This is a genomic window from Amycolatopsis suaedae, assembly GCF_004214935.1.
GTDB lineage: Bacteria > Actinomycetota > Actinomycetes > Mycobacteriales > Pseudonocardiaceae > Amycolatopsis > Amycolatopsis suaedae.
Window position 1 is genome coordinate 163,199 of record NZ_SFCC01000006.1, and the last position, 20,928, is coordinate 184,126.

At 70.4% G+C, this 20,928-nt stretch carries 25 protein-coding genes; 11 read left to right on the forward strand and 14 right to left on the reverse strand.

Features of this window, described 5'->3' with window-relative positions; genetic code table 11:
- Position 1: 1 nt before the first annotated feature.
- The gene (locus tag EWH70_RS13335; RefSeq protein ID WP_165436260.1) at positions 2 to 1,168 is read right to left on the reverse strand and encodes an AraC family transcriptional regulator; all 1,167 of its coding nucleotides are present in this window, start codon (positions 1,166 to 1,168) and stop codon (positions 2 to 4) included.
- A 31-nt stretch (positions 1,169 to 1,199) separates the two neighbouring features.
- Between EWH70_RS13335 and EWH70_RS13340 the strand changes: the two genes are divergently transcribed.
- Positions 1,200 to 2,111 (forward strand): poly(ethylene terephthalate) hydrolase family protein, encoded by a 912-nt coding sequence (locus EWH70_RS13340; RefSeq protein WP_130475675.1) that lies wholly within the window; start codon positions 1,200 to 1,202, stop codon positions 2,109 to 2,111.
- A gap of 5 nt (positions 2,112 to 2,116) precedes the next feature.
- Here EWH70_RS13340 and EWH70_RS13345 read toward each other — a convergent pair whose 3' ends face one another.
- Positions 2,117 to 3,514, reverse strand: a complete 1,398-nt coding sequence (locus EWH70_RS13345) for an FAD-binding oxidoreductase (protein ID WP_130475676.1) — start codon at positions 3,512 to 3,514, stop codon at positions 2,117 to 2,119.
- Positions 3,484 to 4,944 carry a MocR-like pyridoxine biosynthesis transcription factor PdxR gene (gene pdxR / locus EWH70_RS13350; RefSeq protein WP_130475677.1) on the reverse strand — a complete coding sequence of 487 codons (1,461 nt, stop codon included), beginning with the start codon at positions 4,942 to 4,944 and terminating at the stop codon, positions 3,484 to 3,486. The genes EWH70_RS13345 and pdxR overlap by 31 nt, the downstream gene beginning before the upstream one ends.
- A gap of 83 nt (positions 4,945 to 5,027) precedes the next feature.
- On the opposite strand from pdxR, the gene EWH70_RS13355 reads away from it, so the two are divergent.
- Both EWH70_RS13355 and EWH70_RS13360 read left to right on the forward strand, forming a co-directional pair.
- Positions 5,028 to 5,876, forward strand: a complete 849-nt coding sequence (locus EWH70_RS13355; protein ID WP_130475678.1) for an EamA family transporter — start codon at positions 5,028 to 5,030, stop codon at positions 5,874 to 5,876.
- A 21-nt stretch (positions 5,877 to 5,897) separates the two neighbouring features.
- On the forward strand, positions 5,898 to 6,704 hold the full coding sequence (locus tag EWH70_RS13360; protein WP_130475679.1) for an MBL fold metallo-hydrolase: 807 nt from the start codon (positions 5,898 to 5,900) through the stop codon (positions 6,702 to 6,704).
- On the opposite strand, the gene EWH70_RS13365 is transcribed toward EWH70_RS13360, so the two are convergent.
- Genes EWH70_RS13365 through ykgO form a run of 4 tightly spaced genes read right to left on the reverse strand, consistent with a single transcriptional unit; the run spans position 6,701 to position 9,762 of the window.
- On the reverse strand, positions 6,701 to 7,291 hold the full coding sequence (locus EWH70_RS13365) for a TetR/AcrR family transcriptional regulator (RefSeq protein WP_130475680.1): 591 nt from the start codon (positions 7,289 to 7,291) through the stop codon (positions 6,701 to 6,703). The genes EWH70_RS13360 and EWH70_RS13365 overlap by 4 nt on opposite strands.
- Entirely contained in the window at positions 7,288 to 8,757 is a 1,470-nt protein-coding gene (locus EWH70_RS13370; RefSeq protein ID WP_130475681.1) for an FAD-dependent monooxygenase, read from the reverse strand. The genes EWH70_RS13365 and EWH70_RS13370 overlap by 4 nt, the downstream gene beginning before the upstream one ends.
- A gap of 25 nt (positions 8,758 to 8,782) precedes the next feature.
- Positions 8,783 to 9,634: a class I SAM-dependent methyltransferase gene (locus EWH70_RS13375; protein ID WP_130475682.1), complete on the reverse strand. Its 852-nt coding sequence runs from the start codon at positions 9,632 to 9,634 to the stop codon at positions 8,783 to 8,785.
- 5 nt (positions 9,635 to 9,639) lie between these two features.
- Positions 9,640 to 9,762, reverse strand: coding sequence for a type B 50S ribosomal protein L36 (ykgO, locus tag EWH70_RS13380; protein ID WP_130475683.1), 123 nt, complete (start codon positions 9,760 to 9,762; stop codon positions 9,640 to 9,642).
- Between the two features lie 134 nt (positions 9,763 to 9,896).
- Here ykgO and EWH70_RS35810 point away from each other — a divergent pair, with 134 nt between their 5' ends.
- The 4 genes from EWH70_RS35810 to EWH70_RS13400 are packed head-to-tail and all read left to right on the forward strand — an operon-like array spanning position 9,897 to position 13,472.
- Positions 9,897 to 11,687: a hypothetical protein gene (locus EWH70_RS35810; protein ID WP_205669113.1), complete on the forward strand. Its 1,791-nt coding sequence runs from the start codon at positions 9,897 to 9,899 to the stop codon at positions 11,685 to 11,687.
- Positions 11,663 to 12,040: a hypothetical protein gene (locus EWH70_RS13390; RefSeq protein WP_205669114.1), complete on the forward strand. Its 378-nt coding sequence runs from the start codon at positions 11,663 to 11,665 to the stop codon at positions 12,038 to 12,040. The genes EWH70_RS35810 and EWH70_RS13390 overlap by 25 nt, the downstream gene beginning before the upstream one ends.
- 28 nt (positions 12,041 to 12,068) lie before the next feature.
- Positions 12,069 to 12,956, forward strand: a complete 888-nt coding sequence (locus EWH70_RS13395; RefSeq protein ID WP_130475684.1) for a helix-turn-helix domain-containing protein — start codon at positions 12,069 to 12,071, stop codon at positions 12,954 to 12,956.
- A gap of 60 nt (positions 12,957 to 13,016) precedes the next feature.
- Entirely contained in the window at positions 13,017 to 13,472 is a 456-nt protein-coding gene (locus tag EWH70_RS13400; protein WP_130475685.1) for an SRPBCC family protein, read from the forward strand.
- On the opposite strand, the gene EWH70_RS13405 is transcribed toward EWH70_RS13400, so the two are convergent.
- The 3 genes from EWH70_RS13405 to EWH70_RS13415 all read right to left on the reverse strand — a co-directional run bounded on the left by EWH70_RS13405 (position 13,450) and on the right by EWH70_RS13415 (position 14,525).
- On the reverse strand, positions 13,450 to 13,656 hold the full coding sequence (locus tag EWH70_RS13405; RefSeq protein WP_130475686.1) for a hypothetical protein: 207 nt from the start codon (positions 13,654 to 13,656) through the stop codon (positions 13,450 to 13,452). The two genes, EWH70_RS13400 and EWH70_RS13405, sit on opposite strands and share 23 nt — an antisense overlap.
- Positions 13,644 to 13,853, reverse strand: coding sequence for a DUF4328 domain-containing protein (locus tag EWH70_RS13410; protein WP_130475687.1), 210 nt, complete (start codon positions 13,851 to 13,853; stop codon positions 13,644 to 13,646). Before EWH70_RS13410 ends, EWH70_RS13405 begins: the two co-directional genes overlap by 13 nt.
- Positions 13,854 to 14,072: 219 nt before the next feature.
- Entirely contained in the window at positions 14,073 to 14,525 is a 453-nt protein-coding gene (locus tag EWH70_RS13415) for a winged helix-turn-helix transcriptional regulator (protein WP_130475688.1), read from the reverse strand.
- A gap of 85 nt (positions 14,526 to 14,610) precedes the next feature.
- Here EWH70_RS13415 and EWH70_RS13420 point away from each other — a divergent pair, with 85 nt between their 5' ends.
- Complete coding sequence (locus tag EWH70_RS13420) at positions 14,611 to 15,264, forward strand: DUF899 domain-containing protein (RefSeq protein WP_130475689.1); 654 nt, start codon at positions 14,611 to 14,613, stop codon at positions 15,262 to 15,264.
- 9 nt (positions 15,265 to 15,273) lie between these two features.
- The gene (locus EWH70_RS13425) at positions 15,274 to 15,714 is read left to right on the forward strand and encodes a pyridoxamine 5'-phosphate oxidase family protein (protein WP_130475690.1); all 441 of its coding nucleotides are present in this window, start codon (positions 15,274 to 15,276) and stop codon (positions 15,712 to 15,714) included.
- On the opposite strand, the gene EWH70_RS13430 is transcribed toward EWH70_RS13425, so the two are convergent.
- Complete coding sequence (locus EWH70_RS13430) at positions 15,711 to 16,859, reverse strand: epoxide hydrolase family protein (RefSeq protein ID WP_130475691.1); 1,149 nt, start codon at positions 16,857 to 16,859, stop codon at positions 15,711 to 15,713. The genes EWH70_RS13425 and EWH70_RS13430 overlap by 4 nt on opposite strands.
- A gap of 63 nt (positions 16,860 to 16,922) precedes the next feature.
- Between EWH70_RS13430 and EWH70_RS13435 the strand changes: the two genes are divergently transcribed.
- A complete protein-coding gene (locus EWH70_RS13435) occupies positions 16,923 to 17,879 on the forward strand; it encodes a helix-turn-helix transcriptional regulator (RefSeq protein WP_130475692.1) in 957 nt (318 codons plus the stop codon).
- On the opposite strand, the gene EWH70_RS13440 is transcribed toward EWH70_RS13435, so the two are convergent.
- Positions 17,872 to 18,804: a LysR family transcriptional regulator gene (locus EWH70_RS13440; RefSeq protein WP_130475693.1), complete on the reverse strand. Its 933-nt coding sequence runs from the start codon at positions 18,802 to 18,804 to the stop codon at positions 17,872 to 17,874. The genes EWH70_RS13435 and EWH70_RS13440 overlap by 8 nt on opposite strands.
- Before the next feature lie 122 nt (positions 18,805 to 18,926).
- Here EWH70_RS13440 and EWH70_RS13445 point away from each other — a divergent pair, with 122 nt between their 5' ends.
- The gene (locus EWH70_RS13445) at positions 18,927 to 19,739 is read left to right on the forward strand and encodes an aldo/keto reductase (RefSeq protein WP_130475884.1); all 813 of its coding nucleotides are present in this window, start codon (positions 18,927 to 18,929) and stop codon (positions 19,737 to 19,739) included.
- Here the strand turns inward: EWH70_RS13445 and EWH70_RS13450 are convergent.
- Positions 19,718 to 20,251 (reverse strand): dihydrofolate reductase family protein, encoded by a 534-nt coding sequence (locus EWH70_RS13450; protein ID WP_130475694.1) that lies wholly within the window; start codon positions 20,249 to 20,251, stop codon positions 19,718 to 19,720. The two genes, EWH70_RS13445 and EWH70_RS13450, sit on opposite strands and share 22 nt — an antisense overlap.
- Entirely contained in the window at positions 20,248 to 20,829 is a 582-nt protein-coding gene (locus tag EWH70_RS13455) for a TetR/AcrR family transcriptional regulator (protein WP_130475695.1), read from the reverse strand. The genes EWH70_RS13450 and EWH70_RS13455 overlap by 4 nt, the downstream gene beginning before the upstream one ends.
- Between the last annotated feature and the right edge of the window lie 99 nt (positions 20,830 to 20,928).

Below are 20,928 nucleotides of genomic sequence, written 5' to 3' on the forward strand. Positions count from 1 at the left end.
GTTACGTTGGTCTTTTCCGCTCCGCCGCGAACTGCGCGGGTGTCCGGCCGGTCCACCTTTTGAACGCCCGGCGGAACGAGGACGGATCCTGAAAACCGACCTGGCGGGCGACTTCGGCGACGGTGTGCGACCCGGCCGCCAGCAGTTCGGACGCTCGGTCCCGGCGTACCTCGGTCATCACCCGCACCAGCGTGGTGCCCTCGTCGGCCAGGCGTCGTTGCAGCGTCCGGGTACTCATCGCCAGCGCCGCGGCGATGGTGGTCTTGTCAGCCTGGCCGTCCACGTCGAGCCCGAGGGTCAGCGCCCGTACCCTGCTGACCAGTCCCGTCGACGACGGCAGCCGACGGACCATGGCCATAGCCAGTTCGTCGGCGGTCCGCGCCAGCTCCGGTGACCCGGTCTGGAGCGGTTTCGTCATCAGGCCGAGCTCGAAGTCGAGGCGGTAGTCATCGGACCCGTAGGTGACCGGGCAGCCGAAGAACTTGGTGAACACCTCGTTGTGACGCTGATCGTCTCGCATCAGGCGCACGCCCTTTGGCGCGAACGATCGGCCGCCGAGGTACCGGCCGCACAGCACGATCGACGCGACAAGGGCCTCCATCGCGGTTGTGTTCGGCGCGGGAATCGGGTCGGGAAACGAGTTCGTCCACGAGTACGTGTCACCGTCGGTCGTCAATTCCATCTTGCCCGACGGGGCTAACACCACCGTTTGGAACCGATTCAGTCGCTCGAACGCATTGTGCAGGCTCGAGCTGGTCACCATGCCCATGCTCAGACCGGCGAATGTGGACGGCCGCACCATGCGGGCGACCGAGAGGGCGAAGGTGGGGTCTCCCGTCGCATCGACGGCGAGTTCCCACAGGGTCGTGGTGGCCGACAGCGGGATCCGGCGCCCGGGCTGCTCGAACACCGCGGGGTCGATACCGGCCCGCACGGCCATCGAGGCGCCATCGAACCCCGCGCTGTCCAGAGCGCGCACCACCAGGGCGGTCCAGCTGGCCAGGACCGTCGGGTGCTCGGCGCCTGCGGCGGCGATGGCGGGATCCGTTCGGATGTCAGGAGGCATGGGCACGAAGGGCGGCCGGATATTGGCTCGGATTGTAACCCCGGCTGGCCGATCGTGCCCTTCCTCGCGAGGAAGGTCCTGACCAAAGATTGGACTCGACATTCCAGGCCGCGGGAATCGAGAAGGAGCAGACATGGATGTTCACGGACGTCGCACCTGGCACCAGAATGCTCGCGGGAATCGACGCGTGCGCCGGCTCGCGATCGCGCTCGCCATTGCCGGAATCAGCGCCCTCGGCGCAGCGCCACACGCGGCAGCGCAGACCATTGACGAAGTTCCGGCGGCCGCCAGCTGCTTGCCCAAGGTCGACGACTACACCGCAGACGGCCCGTTCGACGTCGCCACCGACGTCGCGGGCAATGTGAAGATGTGGATTCCCCAGGACCTGCCCGCCGGCTGCCGGGTCCCCGTCGTCCACCTCGCCAACGGCACCGGGGCACGGTGCTCGTTGTACGCGGCGACCCTCCAGCGCTTCGCCTCCCACGGTTTCGTCGCCGCCTGTTACGAGGACACCGATACCGGCCAGGGAACCCAGGCGATCGAGGCGATCAAAACCGTGACAGCCGAGTACCCGGACATCGTCGACACTCGATACGGCTTCACCGGGCACTCGCAGGGTGGCGGCGGAGCCATCCTCGGTGTCTATCGGGCGGAGCGGCAATGGGGCACCGCCGCCAGGTACGCCGGCTTCGGGATCGAGCCGGCACATGGCTTCGGCGATTCGCCCGGCAACTGGGCGAGCCTCTACGCCGAGATCCAGTCCCCGGTCTCGATGTTCAACGGTTCACGCGATCTCCTGGTCAGCGCGTCATGGGTGCGCAGGGGGTACGAGGCGCTGAGCGACTCGGTGGAGAAGGCCTGGTACGAGGGCGTCGGCGCATCGCACATGAGCCCGATCCCCAACAGCTACGCCAGCGAGATGGGACTCGCCTGGTTCCGCTGGCAACTGCTCGACGACCCGGATGCCTGCCGGTACTTCAACGGCATGCCGGATTCGGCCACGTGGAACCTCCAGGAGACCGCCAATCTGAGCCCCTGCGGCTGATCTCGCTAGCCGGGCGCGATTACCTTGCCGGGGTTGAAGATCCCGTGCGGGTCCAGCGCGTCCTTGATCGCCCGGCCGAGTGCCAGGACGGCCGGGCCTGCCTCGGCGGCGAGCCCGTCCCGTTTGAGCAGGCCGACTCCGTGCTCGCCGGTGACCGTGCCGCCCAGCTCCAGCGCCGCCGCGATGATGTCGTCGAACGCCGCCTGCGCACGTTTCCTCGCGGCGTCGTCGCCGGAGCGGGTGATCAGCAGCGGGTGGAGGTTGCCGTCGCCGGCGTGCGCGATGTTGGCGATCAGCGTGTCGTGCCGCGCGGCGGCTTCCTCGATGCGCGCGAGCATGCCGGGGACGGCGCCCTTGGGCACGCAGACGTCCTCGGTCAGCACCGGCCCGAGTCGTTCCAGCGCGGGGTAGGCCAGGCGCCGCGCGTCGAACAACGCGTCGGCCTCCTGCTGGTCGGTCGAGCGCGCCGCGAACGTCGCCCCCGCCTTCTCGAAGCAGGCCAGCATGGCGTCGGCTTCCCGTTCGCCTGCCGGGCCCGCGCTGTCGGTGCGGCCCAGCAACAACACGTCGGCCTCGGTCGACAGGCCCATGTTCTTCCACTCGTCGACGGCGGCCAGGCAGTGCCGGTCGATCAGTTCCAGCGCGGACGGCTCCAGCCCGGCCACGGCGACGGCCTCCACCGCGCGCCCGGCATCGACGATCGAGGAGAAGTAGCCCACGACGGTGTGTTCGGGCAGGCGGGCCGGGCGCAGCCGCACGGTGACCTCGGTGATGAACCCGAGCGTGCCCTCGGAGCCGACCATGAGCCCGGCGAGGTCGTAACCGGCGACGCCCTTGGCGGTGCGACGGCCGACCCGGACGAGTTCACCGGTCCCGGTCACGAACTCCAGGCCCAGGACGTAGTCGCGGGTGACGCCGTACTTGACGCAGCACAGCCCGCCCGCGTTCGTGGCGACGTTGCCGCCGATGGTCGACCACGGCGCGCTCGCGGGGTCCGGCGGATACCAGAGCCCGTGCTCGGCGCAAGCCGCGCGCAGGTGGTCGTTGACCACGCCCGGCTCGACCACGGCCAGCCGTTCCCGCCGGTTGATCTCCTTGATCGTGGTCATCGCCTCGGTCGAGACGACCACGCTGTGCTCGATCGCGTTCGCGCCGCCGGACAGTCCGGTCCCGGCGCCCCGCGGGACGACCGGGGCGCGGTGCCGCAGACAGGCCTGGACGACGTGCCGCACCTCCTCGGCGGTACGCGGCCGCACCACCGCGGCCGGTGTGCCGTGCGGTGCCCATTCGGCGTCGTCGTGGACGTAGCCGGACACCACGTCGGGATCGGTGATCACCCGGCCGGCGGGCAGGCCGCTGTCCAGGTCCTCGATCAGCTCCCGCCGCCACGCGTCGTCGCCCATGACGGCGACGGTAACCGGCCGGACGCGGCTTCGGCGAGAGCCCGCACGCCCCGGCGGATCTGGTTCTCGGTGACGTTGCCGAAGCCGAGCACGAGGGCGGGCGGACGGGGCTCGGTTTCCGCCGCCGCGAACCGGTAGCCGGTGAGCCCGTTGACCCGGACGCCCAGGGTCGCGGCGGTGGCGACGACGGCGCGTTCGGACGTCCCGTCGGGCAGGCGCAGCAGGGCGTGACACCCGGCTGCCAGCCCGCGCAGCCTGCCCGGTCCGAAGACGGCGTCGGTCTCGGCCGCCAGCACGTCCCGACGTGCGCGATAGATCTCCCGCACGCGTCGCAGATGCCGGTCGAACCGGCCGGTCTCCATGAGCAACGCCAGCGCTTCCTGGTCCAGCCCGGGGGCGCCGCGGGAACTGAGCCGTTTCTCCTCGACGATCATCGCCACGAACCGCGGCGGCGCGAGCACCCAGCCCAGCCGGATCGCGGGGGCGAGCGTCTTGCTGACCGATCCCAGCGCGATCACGCGGTCCGGGCTGAGGCCCTGCAGGGAGCCGACCGGCTGACGGTCGTAGCGGAACTCGGCGTCGTAGTCGTCCTCCAGGATCACCCCGTCGACCTCCTCCGCCCAGGCGACCAGGTCACGCCGGCGCGACGGGCCGAGCGCGACCCCGGTGGGACATTGGTGGGCCGGTGTCAGCAGCACCGCCCGTGCTCCGGACTCACGCAGGCGGTCCACGTCGATACCGTCGTCGTCTACGGGCACCGGTACGGCCGAGAGGCCCGCGCGGCTGGCGATGACATCGTGTTCGCGGGGGCCGGGGTCCTCCAGCGCGACGTCGTGGATGCCGTGCCGCGCCAGCGTCGCGAAGGCGAAAGCCAGTCCCTGCCGGAAACCGGAGACCACGACGGCATCGTCGGCCACCGCGCAGCCGGACCGCACACGACGGTGGTAGGCGGTGACCACCTCCCGCAGGTGCCTCGAACCGGCCGGGTCCTCGTCACCCAGCTCGGCGGTCGGCAGGGTGCGGGTCGCTTCCGACATCGCCCAGCTCCAGTCGGTCAACGGCACCGAGCCGAGATCGGGGATGCCGTACTCGAAGTCGGCAACGGCAGGCCGGTCCCGGGCCGCGCCGGCACCGGGCGCCCGCCGGGCCTGGGCGCCGGACGGCAGGGTGGCCACCCGGGTCCCCGAGCCGACCGCCGACTCGACGTACCCCTCGGCCAGCAGCTGCTCGTAGACGTCGACGACCGTGCCCCGGGAGACGCCGAGCAACTCGGCCAGGCGCCGAGTCGACGGCAGGCGCTCACCGGCGCCGAGCCGCCGGTCGCGGATCGCCGCCCGCAACTGGTCCTGGATCTGGATCCCGAGCGGACCGGCGTCGCGGTCCAGCGTCACCAGGAGGTCGGGGCCACCACGTGCCCAGTCGACGGTCATGCCATCAGTACACCAAAATGGTCCGGTCCGCGGGGTGGCGAATGGACCTTCTGAGTGGACCGCATGGGCCTCAGGCTCTAAGCATGAACCTCGGAATCCTTCTGGCACTCGCGTCGGCCCTGGCGTACGGCGCAGCGGACTTCATCGGTGGCGCCGGTTCGCGCCGGTACTCCTCCTGGCAGATCGTTCTCGCCGGGCAGGCCGCCGGCGCGCTCGTCATGCTCGTGGCCGGACTGCTCCTGCCGGGGAACCCGGCCGTGGCGGACTTCGCCTGGGCACTGCTGGCCGGAGCCGGCTCGGCGACCGGCGGCATCTTCCTGTTCCGCGGGCTGGCCCGCGGCCGGATGGGCCTGGTGGCGCCGATCTCGGCGGTCGGGGCCGCGATCCTGCCCGTGCTGGTGGGCGTGGCCTTCGGCGAGCGGCCGGGCTGGCTGGTCTGGGTCGGTGTGCTCGTCGCACTTCCGGGAATCTGGCTGGTCTCCCGGGAAGCCACGCCGGACCGGTCGTCCGGTACGCGCGGAGCACTCGTCGACGGCGCCGTCGCGGGCGTGGGCTTCGGGGTTCTGTTCATCGCGCTCGCCCAGATCCCCGACGACGCCGGCCTGTTGCCGCTGGCCGCCAACCAGCTGATCGGCGCGGTCCTGACCATGGTCGCCGCCACGAGCCTCGGACAGCCCTGGTGGCCTCGCCGCGGTGAGGCCGCGGTCGTCCGCTGGGGCAGTGCCTCCGGCGTACTCGGCGCCGCGGGCACCCTCGCGTTCATGCTCTCCACCGGGACGACCAGCCTCGGCATCGCCGGAGTCCTCGCCTCGCTCTACCCGGCCGTCACCGTGCTGCTCGCGGCAGGCGTGCTCGGCGAGCGGATCGGCGGCAGCCAGCGAACGGGCATCGCGATCTGCACCCTTGCCGTTGTCACCCTGGCACTCGGCTGAACCAGTCCACGGAGGAATCACATGCTGACGCAGGTCACCGAAGACGTACTCGTCCACCGGAGCGAGTTGCTCCAGAACAACACCGTCGTCGTGCGAGGAGCGGACGGTGTGCTGCTCATCGACGCCGGGATCACCGGCGACGAAATGGTCTGCCTGGCCAACGACCTTCGGGAACCCGTCGTGGCGGGCTTCTCGACGCATCCCGACTGGGATCACGTGCTCTGGCACGCCGCGCTCGGCGACGCGCCCCGGTACGGGACCACCCGCTGCGCGGATCGGCTGCGGGAACTGCGGTCGAAGGCGGGCTGGAAGGCCCGCGCCGCCGAGGCGCTGCCGCCGGAGATCGCCGGGGAAACTCCACTGGACCTGTTCGGTCTCGTCACCGGGCTGCCTGCCGGAACCACGCGGATCCCCTGGGACGGCCCGGAGGTGCGGATCATCGAGCATCCGGCGCATTCCCCCGGTCACGCGGCGCTGTTGATCGAGGACCAGCGGGTCCTCGTCGCGGGCGACATGCTCTCCGACGTCTTCGTCCCGATGCTCGACGACCCGGACGGCACCAACGACCCCGTCGAGGAGTACCTCGTCGGCCTGCGACGGCTCGACGACGTCGCCGACGAGGTCGACGCCGTCGTCCCCGGGCACGGATCGGTCGGCAGAGGTGACGAGGTGCGGGCACGGATCGAACTGGACCGCGCGTACGTACACGCCCTGCGGGCCGGGGCCACTCCCGGCGATCCGCGGATCGGCCCGTCGGTCAAGCCCGGCTGGGAATGGGTGAACGACATCCACGAAGGGCAACGGCTGCGGTTCGGCCCAGGCCACTAGCGAAGCAGGCCGACCTGGACGTAGAGCGAACGCAGGTACGCCCGCATGGCGTCGGCGTCCGGCGGGTCCGGCCGCAGCATGCGGTAGGTCGTCGCGCCGGCGAGCATGTCGGTGAGGGCGTCGAGGTCGGCGTCGGGGGCGACCGAGCCCTCCTCCTGGGCCCGGGCCAGCAACGCCCTGGTCAGTTCACGGCGCGGGAGGATGTAGCCACGCCAGTAGATCTCCATCAGCGCGGGATGGCTGACGCTGGAACCGAAGACGCGGGCGACGAGCGCCCGCAGCCGCGGGCTCGCGGCTGCCCGTGCCGTGGCGTCCAGGCCCTGCTCGACCAGTTCGTACGGTGACCTGCTGGCGATCTGCTCCGGGGAAGGCCACGGAATCTCTTCGGTGACCAGGGTTTCCACCGCCTGGGCGATCAGGTCCTCTTTGGACGGCCAGCGGCGGTAGACGGTCAGCTTTCCCACCCCGGCGCGTTTGGCGACCTGTTCGATGCTCGTGCCCTCGACGCCGCGTTCCAGGAAGATCTCACCGGCGGCGTCGAGAATCGCGCGATCGGCCTCGGGATCGCGCGGCCTGCCCCTGCTCACCGGGGCCGGCCGCCGCGGAGCAGGGCGGCCAGCGTCTCGCCGAGGTCGGTGTCGTCCCGCCAGGCCGCGTGCCCGTCGGGCCGGACCAGCAACGCACGCGGTTCGTCGTCCACGCGGTGCAGCGTAACCAGGCCGGGGCCGAGCAGCTTCGCCGCCGTTTCCGCGTGCTCACCGTGGCCGCCGCGGGGGAGCAGCAACGCCCATCCGCCGCGAAGTTCGGCGTGCAGGCGGGTGCCGCTGCCGTCGTCGCGGGTACACGGCAGGTCCGGAACCCGGTCGCCGATCGGGCGGCGCCCGCCCAGCGGCCCCTTGCGGTAGCTGACGCCGAGCTGGGAGGCGCTGTAGGTGGCCGTCCGCTGGACCAGCGGAAGGTTGCCCAGCCTCACCAGCACCTTGTCGCGGAGAAACCGGCCGAACGGCGTGCTGGCGATGTTGATCCTGGTCACCGCGGTCGTCGCCCGCAGCACGTCCTCGGCGAGTGGCCGCCGCTCGGCCTCGTAGGTGTCGAGCAGTGCCTCGTCGGCGTATCCGCCGGCGACGGACGCGAGCTTCCAGGCGAGGTTCTCCGCGTCGCCGAGCCCGGTCAGCATGCCCTGCCCGCCGAACGGCGAGTGCACGTGGGCCGCGTCGCCCGCGAGCAGGATGCGTCCCCGGCGGTAGTGCTCGGCGAGGCGCCGGTGCACGCTGAACACCGAGGCCCAGTTACACCGGCCGAACCGGGCGTCGCGGCCGGTTCGCTCGCGCAGGTACCGCGCCAGCCGGTCGACGATCTCCACTTCGGACGGTCGCGCCCCGGGCTGCCCGGGGTCGTAGGCGAACAGGCGCCACCTGTCGCCCGGCATCGGCATCGCGGCGAAGAGCCCGTCCGGATGAAGCCAGCCGCTGGTGCCGTCGCGGTCGATGTCCCAGTCGATCTCCAGGTCGGCGAGCAGGAACCGCTCGCTGATCCGGACGCCGGGGAACGGGATGTCCGCGAGTCCCCGCACCGTGCTGCCGGAACCGTCGCAGCCGGCGAGCCAGGCCACCCGGGTGGTTTCGCCTCCGGCGAGGCCGACGGTCACGCCGTCGGCGTCCTGTTCGGCGCCGACCACCTCGGTGCCCCATTCCGTGCTCACCCCGAGTTCGGCCAGCCGGTCGCGCAGCGCGGCCTCGACCGACGCCTGGGAGATCATCATCGGCGGCGCCGCGGTCCGCAGGCCGGTGTCGCCGAACCGGACCTTCATGACCGGCCGGTCGCCCGCGTAGGTGGTGACGGTGATCGCGTGCAACGCCTGCTCGGGCAAGGTGCCCAGCGCTCCGAGCCGGTCGAGTACCTCCGACCCGCGTGCGTGCACGAAGTTCGCCCTGGACGTGGTGGCTGGCCCCGGAGCCCGGTCCACCACGCGTACCGATACACCCTGCTGGCGCAGCCCGCAGGCCAGCGCCAATCCGGCCGGACCGCTGCCGGCCACCAGCACCGTCGTCATTTAATAAACGGTACGGTACCGTTTATTAAATGTCCACTCCCGCCAGATGCCAGGTCGTGGCCTGGAGCACGAACAGGTCGGGGCGATTGGCCAGCGCCGCGGAGTCGGCCGGATCGAGCAGGCGAGCCAGGGCGGCCGCGTCCTGAGACGTCAGCCGATCGCCGATCAACCGCTGGATCCGGGTGAAGCGGTCGACCACGTGACGACGGACGTCGTCGCTGACCGGCGCGGGCAGGTCGAGCAGGAAGGTGCGGCTCGCGTGGTGGCGTAGCCCGGCGTCGGCGAACAGCAGTGGCCAGTCGCGGCCGCCGCCGACGGCGGCACCGGTCAGCGACCACGTTTCGACGAAGTAGTCGCTCAGTGTCGCTTCCAGCCGGTTCACGAAGCTGGGCAGCCCGACGCCGTAACCGCCGGGCAGGAAGCGCGACGGCAGTCCACCCTCGGCTACCGCCAGCACCCCCGAGGCCGGCGCGAGCAGCGCGGACAGCTCGCGGAGCGCGGCGACCGGGTCGGGCAGGTGGTGCACGACGTGCGCGCACCACACGACGTCGGCCGGAGCGAGCGCCGCCAGTGACGGATCGCCGATCGCGCCGGGCTCGGCGCGGACCCGCTCGCCCAGCCCGCGCTCGGCGAACCGGGCGGCGGCCCGTGCGGTGAACTTCTCGGTGGGGTCGACCGCGACCACCTCGCTGCCGGGGAACTCCTCGGCCAGGACCACCGTGGCGCAGCCGGGGCCGGACCCCACATCGAGTACCCGGGAGCCGGTGCCGGGTGCATGTCGCGCCGCGAGCCACCGGGCGGCCTGCCGCACCATCGGCTCGCTCACGGTGCCGTCGCGCTCCACCGTCGCCAGTTCGTCGTCCCAGATCGCGGTCATGGTGGTCAGCCCTGGCGGGCCTTGAACCGGGGGTTCTTCTTGTTGATCACGAACGTCTTGCCGTGGCGGCGCACCACCTGGGCTCCGGGCTTGTTCTTCAGTGAGCGCAGTGACTTCCGTACCTTCATGGACACCAGTGTGGCGGTAACGATAATCATGTTCAACAAGCGGATGTATTTCTCGTGTACCGGTGGTGTTAACGTGCTCCGTAATGCGCAGATGAGCCATTTGTTTGTGGCGGTGCGTATGACGGAGGCGGCTGATGGTCAGCAATAGAGCGGTCCTTTATACGTTGTCCGGTGGAGTGTTGACCGCGGTATTCGGTGTGCTCGGTGCCGCGGACGCCGATGCGGAACCCCGGAATACCGCGGGTCAGCCGTCGTCGCCTGCCTCGAAACCGAGCGGTTCGGCGAATGCGGCGGAACGGCGTTTGGATAACGCATCGAAGAAGCGGCAGGAGCGGTCGGCCGGTTCGGAGAAAAGTGCGGAGCGGCGGCGGGAGAACGCGGAGAAGAGGGAGCGGAAGGCGACCGAGAAGGGTTCCAAGAAGCCCAGCGGTTCAGCCAACGCGGCCGAGCGGCGCAGGGAGAACTCCGAGAAGAAACGCGAATCCGCGAAGCGGAATTCGGGGAGTAGCAAAAGTTCGGCGAATGCGGCGGAACGGCGTTCGGACAAGGCTTCGAAGAAGCGGCAGGAGCGGGAGCAGTCGGCTGGTTCGGAGAAGAGCGCGGAGCGGCGGCGGGAGAACGCGGAGAAGGCTTCCAAGAAACCCAGTGGCTCTGCCAACGCGGCCGAGCGGCGCAGGGAGAACTCCGAGAACGCGGTCAGGCAGGTACAGCGCAAGCTTGGCAACGGCCAGGTCGGCCGGAGTGTGCGGCAGGCCGGCCGCGAAGGCGCGCCACGCCTGACCAGAAGCCAGGCGCGGCAGGCGGTCGCACGCCACACGCAGGGCCGGTCGGTGACCCTCGCGAAACTGCAGAGTTCCAACGGCAAGAAGGTCGCGGGCAAGACCGCGCAGGGAAACGACAGAGGCCGCCTGCGGCTCGTGTCCAATCCCCATGATCCCGACGGGGACTACGATTTCTGCCCGCTGGGCGGCGGAAGTTGCAACGAGGTGGACCTGGACGGCTCGTCCGCCAACGACTTTCCGGAGATGAACGACGAGCCGATGAAGGTGCAGACCCCAGGGGGTGGCGGCTTCCCGCTGCCCGGGATGTCGGGGGGTTCACGCGGTGGGTCCGGCACGGTACCGCCGAAGGCCGACCCGCCACCCAAGGGAAATCCGCCACCCCCACCGCAGACGGGTCAACGCAGCCCCCAGACGACCCCGCCCGCGGCTCCCCCGCCCGGGCAGGGTGGCAAGGGGCAGACCGGTAGCTCACCAGGCACGGGTGGCCGCGCTCCGTCTGCGCCGGGGACCTCCCCCGGCGGGTCGGCGTCGCCGGCGCCCGAGGCTCCCCGGGTTCGTCCGGCACGGCCGGCCGAGGAGCGGAGCACACCCCGGCGGCGGGACAAGGACGACCGGCGTGACCGGCGTGACGAGCCGCGGCGGGAGCGCAAGGCCGACGACCGCAGGTCCACGGACCGTCGTGACGACTCGGACCGTCGGCGCCACCGCGAGTCGTCCTCCGCGGCGGACCGGAGCAGGGAAGCCGGTGACAGGCGTCGAGAAGATGTTCAGCAGCTGAATCCGCGAGACATCCGGCAGAGCCAGACCTCCGTGCGAGACGGCGGTGAGATTGTCGAGAGCATGAAGGCGAACGGCTGGGTCGGCGAGCCCATCGACGTGGTGCGCCTGCCGGACGGCCGGCTGACCACTCTGGACAACACCCGGGTGGTCGCCGCTCGGCACGCGGGGATCGATGTCCGGGCGAGAGTGCACGAGTACGACGAACCGTTGCCGGACGCCGACCAGATCGAACGATTCTCGACCACGCGTGGTACGCCCTCCACCTGGGGGGACGCTGTTAGGCTGCGAATCGGTAAGCAGTCGGCGTCGTACCGGAACAGGTGGCCTGAGGGGTCGCCGTGGACATCATGGGACGGAAACTGATCATGGCGGACCTTCTGTCGGCTTCGGACCTTCCTGAGGGTTTCGACTACCCCGCGGAATTCATCCGACTCGTCGAGTTGGACCTGACCAAGCTCGAACCGTGGTGGGTTTTCGACGGCGAGAATCTGCGGCGGCGGTATGCGGGGCTGAAAGAGCGCTACCCGGATCGCAACATCGTTCCGTTCGCTCGCCGGGAGGACAATGATGACGTCGCATGCTGGGATCTGGACGCTGGCGATGTCGTAGTCGTGCATGACTTCGCCTCGCCAGGTTCGGAACAAAGGGAACGATTCCCCGATTTCACCTCCTGGCTGCGCCAGGCGTTCGAGGACTTCATCGCGCACGGCGAGTAAGGTCCGTCGGCCACGGTAGTGTCGGGTCGTGGTGTTCGACTCCGCGCGGTTCGACCTCCAGCCCTACACCGGTTTCGACATGGCTCGTTACGTCCGGCGGACGTACTGCAGCTGGGAGAGCGCGGGCTGGCAGTCCCTGCTGGTCCAGCGGTTCGACCACGTCGCGGTCGCCGAGGACATGGCGATGCCGGGGGCCGCGGATCTGCACCTGATTCTGCCGCTCGCCGGCCGTGCGGTGATGGAGACGCGGTGTGGCGGCCGGGTCACCCGCCGGCTGTGGGCTCCGGGACGGCTGGACATGGGGATCCCTGGGCAGCCGTCCGTGCGCGGCTACCGCGCGGACGGGCCGATGTGCAGCCTGCAGATGCACATCCCGCGGGACACCGTCGACTCGACGGCCGCGCGGCTCGGTGGCCGGGAAGTCGACTTCGAGGCCATGGCGGCGTCCCTGGACGCCGGCGATCCGCTGGTCGAGGAGGTGATCCGGGGCGTCGGAGCGGCGGGCGACGCCGACGACCTGTACGCCGAGTCGGCGGCGGCGTTCCTGGCCACCCATCTGCTCGTCCGGCACTCCCGGCTGCGGGCTCCCAGGACGACGCGGGAGGACGCCCGGGTGCGCGTGGCCGTGGCGATCATGCGCGAACGGATGGCGGATTCACTCACCCTGGCAGACATCGCCGCCGAGGTTCACCTGTCGGTGTACCACTTCGTCCGGACCTTCAAGGACGTCACCGGGCAGACGCCGTACCGGTTTCTCACCCGGCTGCGGATCGAGGAGGCGAAGCGGCTCCTGCGGGACACCGATCTGCCGATCGCGCAGATCGCGGCCCGCTGCGGCTTCGCCAGTCCCGGCGCGTTGTCGACCGCCTTCACCCGGCACACCGGTACCCGCCCGTCGGCCTACCGCAATTCCTGACCGGTACGCCGCAATCTCACGCATTCGGTCACGGAGGCGCCGTCGTTAGCGTCGGTGACCATGAACGACTACGACGTGACGGCCGAATCGGCGGCACCCCCGTCGGCGGTGTGGGCACTGCTGCTCGACCCGCGGAGCTGGCCCACGTGGACCCAGATCGACGCACTGGAAACCGGCCAGTCCGAGGGCCTCTCGCCCGACGGCCGGGACGGGGTCGGGGCGACCCGCGCGTTCCGCACCGGCGATGTGGTCACCAAGGAGCGAATCACGGCCCTCGAACCGGAACGCAGGTTCGCCTACGAGGGGGTCGAGATCCCGTTCATGTCCGATTACGAGGCCGCGGTGGAGCTGTCGGAGCTGCCCGGCCACGGCACCAGGATCCACTGGCACGGCACGTACACGGTTGCCGTGGCGGAGATGCGCGAGTCGTTCCCGGCCTACCTCCAGGGTTTCATGCAGGACATGGCGAACGGACTCGCGGCGCACGCGGCAGTCAGGACGCAGGGGGCGGGCTGAGCGGCGGCCACTGGGCGACCGGCTGGCTCGCCTGCGCGACGGCGTGCAGTACGGCGGCACCGACGAACACGCACGCCCAGCCGACCAAGGCCGGCGGCAGGGTGCCGTTCCGGCGCGGTTCTGCCGGAAACAGCCGGGGATCCGATGCCTGGGCCGACTGGCCCAGCTGGATCAGCGGCAGCACCAGGTTGGCGACGGGAATGAACAGCCGCCGATCGCCCAGCCAGGCCCGAGCCCGAGCGGACCGCGCAACGCGACTGCGTTGGTCGCGTGCCGGTGCTGCCAGATGATGAAGACGATCCCCGTGGCGAGGTTGAGGAGCACGAAGCAGGCCTCCCAGACGGCGACCGAACTGTCGGCGCGTTCGATGGCCTCGGTCATGAGTGGCGACCTCGGGCCGTCGGTGAAGAGTTGACGTCGTCGGCCCGGCCGAAGTAGGCGAACGCGGTCCGTAGCGATACCGCCGCGGCGATACCGAGCAGAATCGAAACCGCTGTCGCCGGCCCGTTCAGTGGCCAGGTGCCCCGTCGATCGTTCATGGCCGAAGCTAGATCGCGCACGCCCGCGTCCGGCGGGGTCAGGCAGCCTGCTGCCAGTTCCTCAGGCGAAACCGGGGCCGGGCAGGACGTCGATGTCGGTGGCGTGCATCGGTTCGCCGCACACCGAGCAGCGGGGCTCCACGTGACTGATCTCGCCGCAGGCGTGGTGCCGGTACAGCACCGGCGGCCCCGCCTCGCCGGCCAGCCACCGGTCGCCCCAGCGCACCATCACCATCAGCAGATCGCACAGCTCGGCGCCCTTGGTCGTCAGGACGTATTCGTGCCGCGGCGGACGGCTGGAGTACTCCTTCCGTTCCAGGATTCCGGCCGTGACCAGCCACTTCAGCCGTTCGGTCAGCACCTTGCGGGAGATCCCGAGGTCCTGCTGGATCTGTTCGAAGCGGGAGATGCCCACGTAGACGTCGCGCAGGATCAGCGGCGACCACGGTTCGCCGATGACGTCGAGGGTCCTGGCGATCGAACAGGCCATGTCGCCGAACTGGGTGCGCTGCATGGGGACGATTCTAGCCGAGAGGGTTCCCTGAGGGAACTTAAGGTGCTACGGTCAGGTTCCCTGAAGGAACTGAGAGGAGCAGTCGATGAATCGCCCGCCGGTCGTCTCCCCGGAGGAATGGCAAGCCGAACGGGATGCGTTGCTGGTCAAGGAAAAGGAGCTGACCAGGGAACTCGACGCCCTGGCCGCGCGGCGCCGCAGGCTCCCGATGGTCCGGCTGAAGCCCGGCTACCGGTTCACCGCTCCGGACGGCGCCACCGTGCCGCTCACCGATCTGTTCGACGGCCGCAGGCAGCTGGTGATCTACCACCACATGCTGTCCCCCGGGCAGGACTGGGTGTGTTCGGGGTGCTCGTCGTTCACCGACAACCTCGCCAACCAGGCCCACCTCAACGCCAGGGACACCACGCTGATCCTGATGTCGCCCGCACCGCAGGACGAGATCGACGTGCTGCGTAAGCGGTTCGGCTGGACCGTGCCCTGGTATTCGGCGTACGGCAACGACTTCTACGCCGACCTGGGACTCGGTGGCGGCTTCGGACTGAGCGTGCTGCTGCGCGACGGCGACGAGGTGTTCCGGACCTACTACACCAGTGGCCGCGGTGTGGACCGGCTGCGGATGGACTTCAACCTGCTCGACCTCACCCCGTACGGCAGGCAGGAAGAGTGGGAGGACTCCCCGGACGGCTGGCCGCAGGACCCGACCATGTCCTGGCTGAACAACCGCGACGAGTACTAGGAGCCTCCCATGTCCCGCACCATGACCGCCGCCGAACGCGAGGATTTCCTTGCCCAGCCCCACATCGGCGTGCTGAGCGTGGCGAGCGACGGTGACCGGCCGCCGCTGACGGTGCCCGTCTGGTATGCCTACCAGCCGGGCGGGAACCTCACCTTCTTCACCGGAACGCAAGGCCGGACGGCCCGCAAGACCGCGTTGCTCGAACGGGCCGGCCGGCTCAGCTTCTGCGTGCAGAGTCCGGAGCCGCCCTACCGGTACGTGACGGTCGAGGGCACCGTGGTCGGGGCCGACCGCAGTCCGTCGGCCGAGGACGTGGCCGCGATCGCCGGACGGTACCTGCCCGAGGACGTCGCCCGCGGCGTCGCCGAGGAGGAGACCGGGAACGCCAGTGGCACCTTCGTGTTGTTCACCGTCCGGCCGGATCGCTGGCTCAGCGCGGACTTCGGCTAGCCGGCGGCCAGCTCGCCGAAGAACTCCCGGATGTCGGCGACGAGCAGATCCGGCCGTTCCATCGACAGGAAGTGCCCGCCGTCGTCCAGTTCGGTCCAGCGCACGATGTTGTGGTCGCGCTCGGCCCACCGGCGAATGGTCACGTCGTGCGCGGTGAGCAGGACGGCCAGCGGAGTCGTGCCACGCGGCGCCGGCTCGCTGTCCCAGGAGGCCCCGGCGAGGGCCTCGTAGTAGATCTGCGCCGCGGAGCCCGCTGTCGCGGTCAGCCAGTAGATCGAGATGCCGGTCAGCATCCGGTCGCGGTCGACGCTGTCCTCCGGCAGCCCGTCCTCCGGCACCGTCAGCTCCTTGTACTTCTCCACGATCCACGCGAGCTGCCCGCTCGGTGAGTCGGTGAGGCCGTAGGCGACCGTCTGCGGACGCTTGGAGTTGCACTGCAGGTAGCCGTCGTTGAAGTTCTCCATCCGTTCCCAGCGGGTCTGCTCGGCTTCGCTGAGGCCGTCGAACTCGCCGTCGGCGCCGACCGGGAACGTGATCATGCCGTTGAGGTGCACGCCGGTGACGCGGTCGGGTACCTGAGCGGCGAGCAGGGGGCCCACCCACGAACCGGTGTCGTAGCCGTGGACGCCGTACCGCTGGTAACCGAGCCGGTCCATCAGCTCGGCCAGGATCGCCGCCATCCGGCCCGCGTCCATCCCGGGACCGGCCAGGGGCGTCGAGAACCCGAACCCGGGCAGCGACGGGATCACCAGGTGGAACGGTCCGCCGGGAGCGTCGGGGTCGGTGAGTGGGCCGATCACGTCGAGGAAGTCGGCGAACGTGCCCGGCCAGCCGTGCAGCATCAGCAGCGGCCGCGCCGCCGGCTCCGGTGAGCGTACGTGCAGGAAGTGCAGGTTCTGCCCGTCGATCGTGGTCAGGAACTGCGGGTGCTCGTTGAGTGCTGCCTCATGAGCGCGCCAGTCGTAGCCGTCGGCCCAGTAGGCCGCCAGCTCCTTGAGGTAGCCGACGGGAACGCCGCGGTCCCAGCCGACACCGGGCAACTCGTCCGGCCAGCGGGTGGCGGTCAGCCGCGCACGCAGGTCGTCCAGCTGGGCCTGCGGAATGTCGATGGTGAACGGGCGGATGTCCTGCTGCGAGTTCGTCATGCCAGTCAGGCTAGGAGCCTCATAGGACAGCCTCGGTCCTAAGCGGCTGGCATTATCGACGACATGTTGGAGACCTCGGCACGCCTGCTCCGGTTGCTGTCGCTGCTGCAGACGCATCGTGACTGGTCCGGCACCGACCTGGCCGGCCGCCTCGGCGTCACCACCCGCACGGTGCGCCGCGACGTCGACCGGCTGCGGGAGCTTGGCTATCCGGTGCACGCCGTCCAGGGCACCGCGGGTTACCGGCTCGGCGCGGGAGCGGCGTTGCCACCGCTGCTGCTGGACGACGACGAGGCGGTGGCGGTGGCGATCGGCCTGCGCACGGCCGCGGGCGGCGCGGTCGCCGGGATCGAGGAGACCTCGCTGCGCGCGCTGACCAAGCTGGAGCAGGTACTGCCGCCGCGGCTGCGGCACCGGGTCAACACCCTGCAGACGACGACCGTGCGGGCCGGTGTCGCCCCCGCGCCCCAGGTCTCCGCCGACACGCTGGTGGCGATCGCCGACGCGTGCCGTCGCCGGGAACGCCTGCGGTTCGACTACACCAGCCCGCGCGGCGGCCCGACCGTCCGCGACACCGAGCCACACAGCCTGGTCAACTTCGGCAGGCACTGGTACCTGGTTGCCTGGGACGTCGGCCGCGCGGACTGGCGGACGTTCCGCGTCGACCGGCTCGACCCGCGGACACCGACCGGCCCACGGTTCCCGCCGAGGGAGCCGCCGGACGGTGACGTGGCCGCCTACGTCGGCAGGCAGCTGTCCGAGCGGGCGTGGCAGGCACGGGCGACGGTGCGGCTGCACGAGTCGGCCGACGCGGTCGCCGACCGGGTCTGGCCCGGCATGGGCATGCTGGAAGCCGTCGACGAGCGGAACTGCTTGCTGCACGTCGGCGCGGAGACCGTGTGGGACCTGGTCTGGATGATCACCTCGGTAGGTTCTGATTTCACCCTGGTGAGCGGACCTGACGAGCTGGCCGATGCGCTGCGTGCTCAGGCCAGACGGTGCCTGGAGGCGCTCACCTAGCCAGCTGATCGAGGACGGTGCTCGCCGAGCGGGCTTCCCGCCGCAGCGCCGCGCGCAGTTCCACCACGCCGGGCCGGTGGACCGATCCCGCGCGTACCGCGGTGTAGATGGTCCGTTCGACCGAGCCGCCGCGCACCGGCCGTACCGACAGCGCCAGGTCGCCGTCTGCACCGAGTAGATCCGGCAGCAGCGCGACGGCCTGACCGGCTCGCACCAGCGCGAGGATCATCAGCAGGTCGGTGGTGTGGTGCCGGGCGTCCGGTTGGAAACCGCCGAGCTCCGCGCAGGCGGCGAACACCGTGTCGGTGTAGGCGCTGCCGGCGAGGCCGACCGCCCACGGACTGTCGGCGAGCGCGGACAGCGCGAGCGGCCCGGTGCCCGCCCGGGGATGGTCCGCGGGCAGCACGACCCGCAGCGGATCGGTCGCCAGCACCTCCCAGTCGACGCCGGGGTAGCGCGGGGCGAGGCCGCGGTCGTACTCGTCGCCGAGCACCAGGTCGATCTCGCCCAGCGTCAGCGCTCGCACGGCCGCGTCCGGCTCGATCTCGGACACGTGAACGCGCAGCGCCGGATACCGCCGGGTGAGCCGGTGCAGGACCGGCGCGAGCAGGCTGATCGTGCCCGTCTGGAACGACGACACGTGCAGCGATCCCCTGACCTGACGGGATGCGGCGGCGAGGTCGGCCTCGGCCTGTTCGACGCGAGTCAGCAAGGCTTCGGCGTGTTCGAGCAGGATCAGGCCGGCGTCGGTGAGCCGGACCCCGCGCCCGACCCGTTCCAGCAACGTCGCGCCTGCCTCGGCCTCCAGCTTGGCCAGCTGCTGCGACACCGCGGGCGCGCTGTAGGAGAGGGCCTCGGCGGTGGCGGCGATCGTGCCCCGCGCGTGCAGTTCCCGCAGCAGGCGGAGACGTTTGAGGTCGAGCATACGTAAGTATAGCTTTCGAATCGGGCAAGAAAACTGCGATGGCTCCTTTATGGTGGTTCGTGTCACGATGGTCGGGTCACATCGTGGACCGAGGGGTGAATTCCTTGCACGACAACACTTTCATGCTCGGCGGCGACCTGCCCGTGCACCGGCTGGGCTTCGGCGCCATGCGGTTGCACGGCCGGACGTCGGCGGAGCGGGCCGAGTCGGTCCGGATCGCCAGGCGCGCGGTCGAGCTGGGCGTGACGTTCATCGACACAGCCGACTCCTACGACCTGGGCGGCAACGAGGAACTGCTCGCCGAGGCGCTGCACCCGTATCCGGATGATCTGGTCATCGCGACGAAGGCCGGTCAGAGCAGGCCGGGTGGCGACTGGGTGCCGCTGGGGCGGCCGGAGTACCTGCGGCAGCAGGCGGATCTGAGCCTGCGCAGGCTGCGGGTGGACCGGATCGACCTGTTCCAGCTGCACCGCGTCGACCCGAAGGTGCCGTTCGACGAGCAGATCGGCGCGTTACGGCAGCTGCGTGACGAGGGGAAGGTCCGGCACGTCGGGCTCTCCGAGGTCACCGTCGACGAGATCGAGCGGGCGCGGGCTGTCGTCCCGATCGTCAGCGTGCAGAACCGCTACAACCTGAGCGACCGGCACTCCGAGCCGGTGCTGAAGTACTGCGAGGCCAACGACATCGCGTTCATCCCGTGGCTGCCGGTTGCGCCGAGCCGGGACGCGGGTCCGGTCGCCGAAGTCGCGCGCAGGCACGGGGTCGGGCCGGTGCGGGTCGCGCTGGCCTGGCTGCTCGGGCTGTCCCCGGTGATGCTGCCGATCCCGGGGACGTCGTCGATGGCGCACCTGGAGGACAACGTCGCCGCGGCGACGTTGGAGCTGTCGGCCGCCGACGTCGCCGAGCTGGAGGGTCAGCCGCTCACGACGGTGTAGGTGGTCTGGACGAACCCGGCGTCGTAGGTCGTCGTCGACTGGTGGGCGAGGTCGACGTCGGCGGGCAGCTCGCCGAACAACGGCAGTCCGGCGCCCAGCAGCACGGGCGCGGTGGTGATGGTCAGCTCGGTCAGCAGGCCCGCCCGCAGGAAGCTTTGGACGACCTGGCCGCCGTCGGCGTACACGTGTTTCGCGCCGCGATCGCTCAGGTGCGCGACGAGTTCGTCGAGGTCGCGGTGGACGGAAATGCGCGGGTCGGCGTCGGCGGCGAGCCGGGTGCTCAGGACGGCGACGTGCTTGCCGTCGTAGGGCCAGACATCGGTCCCGAAGCTGAGGACTTTTTCGTAGCTGGCCCTGCCGAGGACGACCGTGTCGATGCCGGCGGCGAACTTCTCGTACCCCATGTCACCGGCCTGCTCGCCCCGGCTGGTGAGCCACTCGATGTCGCCGTCCGGGCGGGCGATGAAGCCGTCGAGGCTGGTGGCGATGAACGCCGCGGCGGTGAACGTCATGCGGGACTCCGATCGGTCAGCAGATGGTCGATTTCCGCGCGGAGGGTGTCGGTGAGCGGGCCGTTGCCGTGCAGGGCCCACACGATCAGGATGCCGTTGTAGGCGATCTGGACCGAACGGGCCATTCGCGCCGGGTCGCCGGTCAGCTCGCCAGCGCCGACCGCCTCGGTGAGCGACGCCGTGATCTCGGCGAGCATCCGGTCGGCGTGGGCGGCGGCGTGCGCGCGGAAGTCGGGGTCGGTCAGGTCGAGCTGGAGGAAGCCGAGGCTGTTGGCGAGCTGGCGAGGCGATTCGACGACGCCGGCCAGCTCGCCGAGCGCCGCGTGCAGTGCGGCCAGCGGTGACGGGTGCTCGCCGCGGACCCGGTCGAACAGCTCGCCGACGTCGTGAGCTGCCCGTTCGGCCACCGCGAGCAGCAGTCCGCGCTTGGAGCCGAAGCGCTGCACCAGCGTCGGCGCCGAGAGACCCGCCTCCCGCGCCACGGCCGCCAGGGTCAGCCCGCCGGGGCCGTGTTCGGCGATCGCCCGCCCGGCGGCGTGCAGGATCGCCTCGTCGCTGGTCGTCCTCGGTCGTGGCACGGGGACGACGGTACGGGCGGCAGGTGAGTTTGTAAAGGAACGTTCGTTTATTAATTACTGTGGGATTATCCGACTATCCGATAGTTTGATATCGTGGTC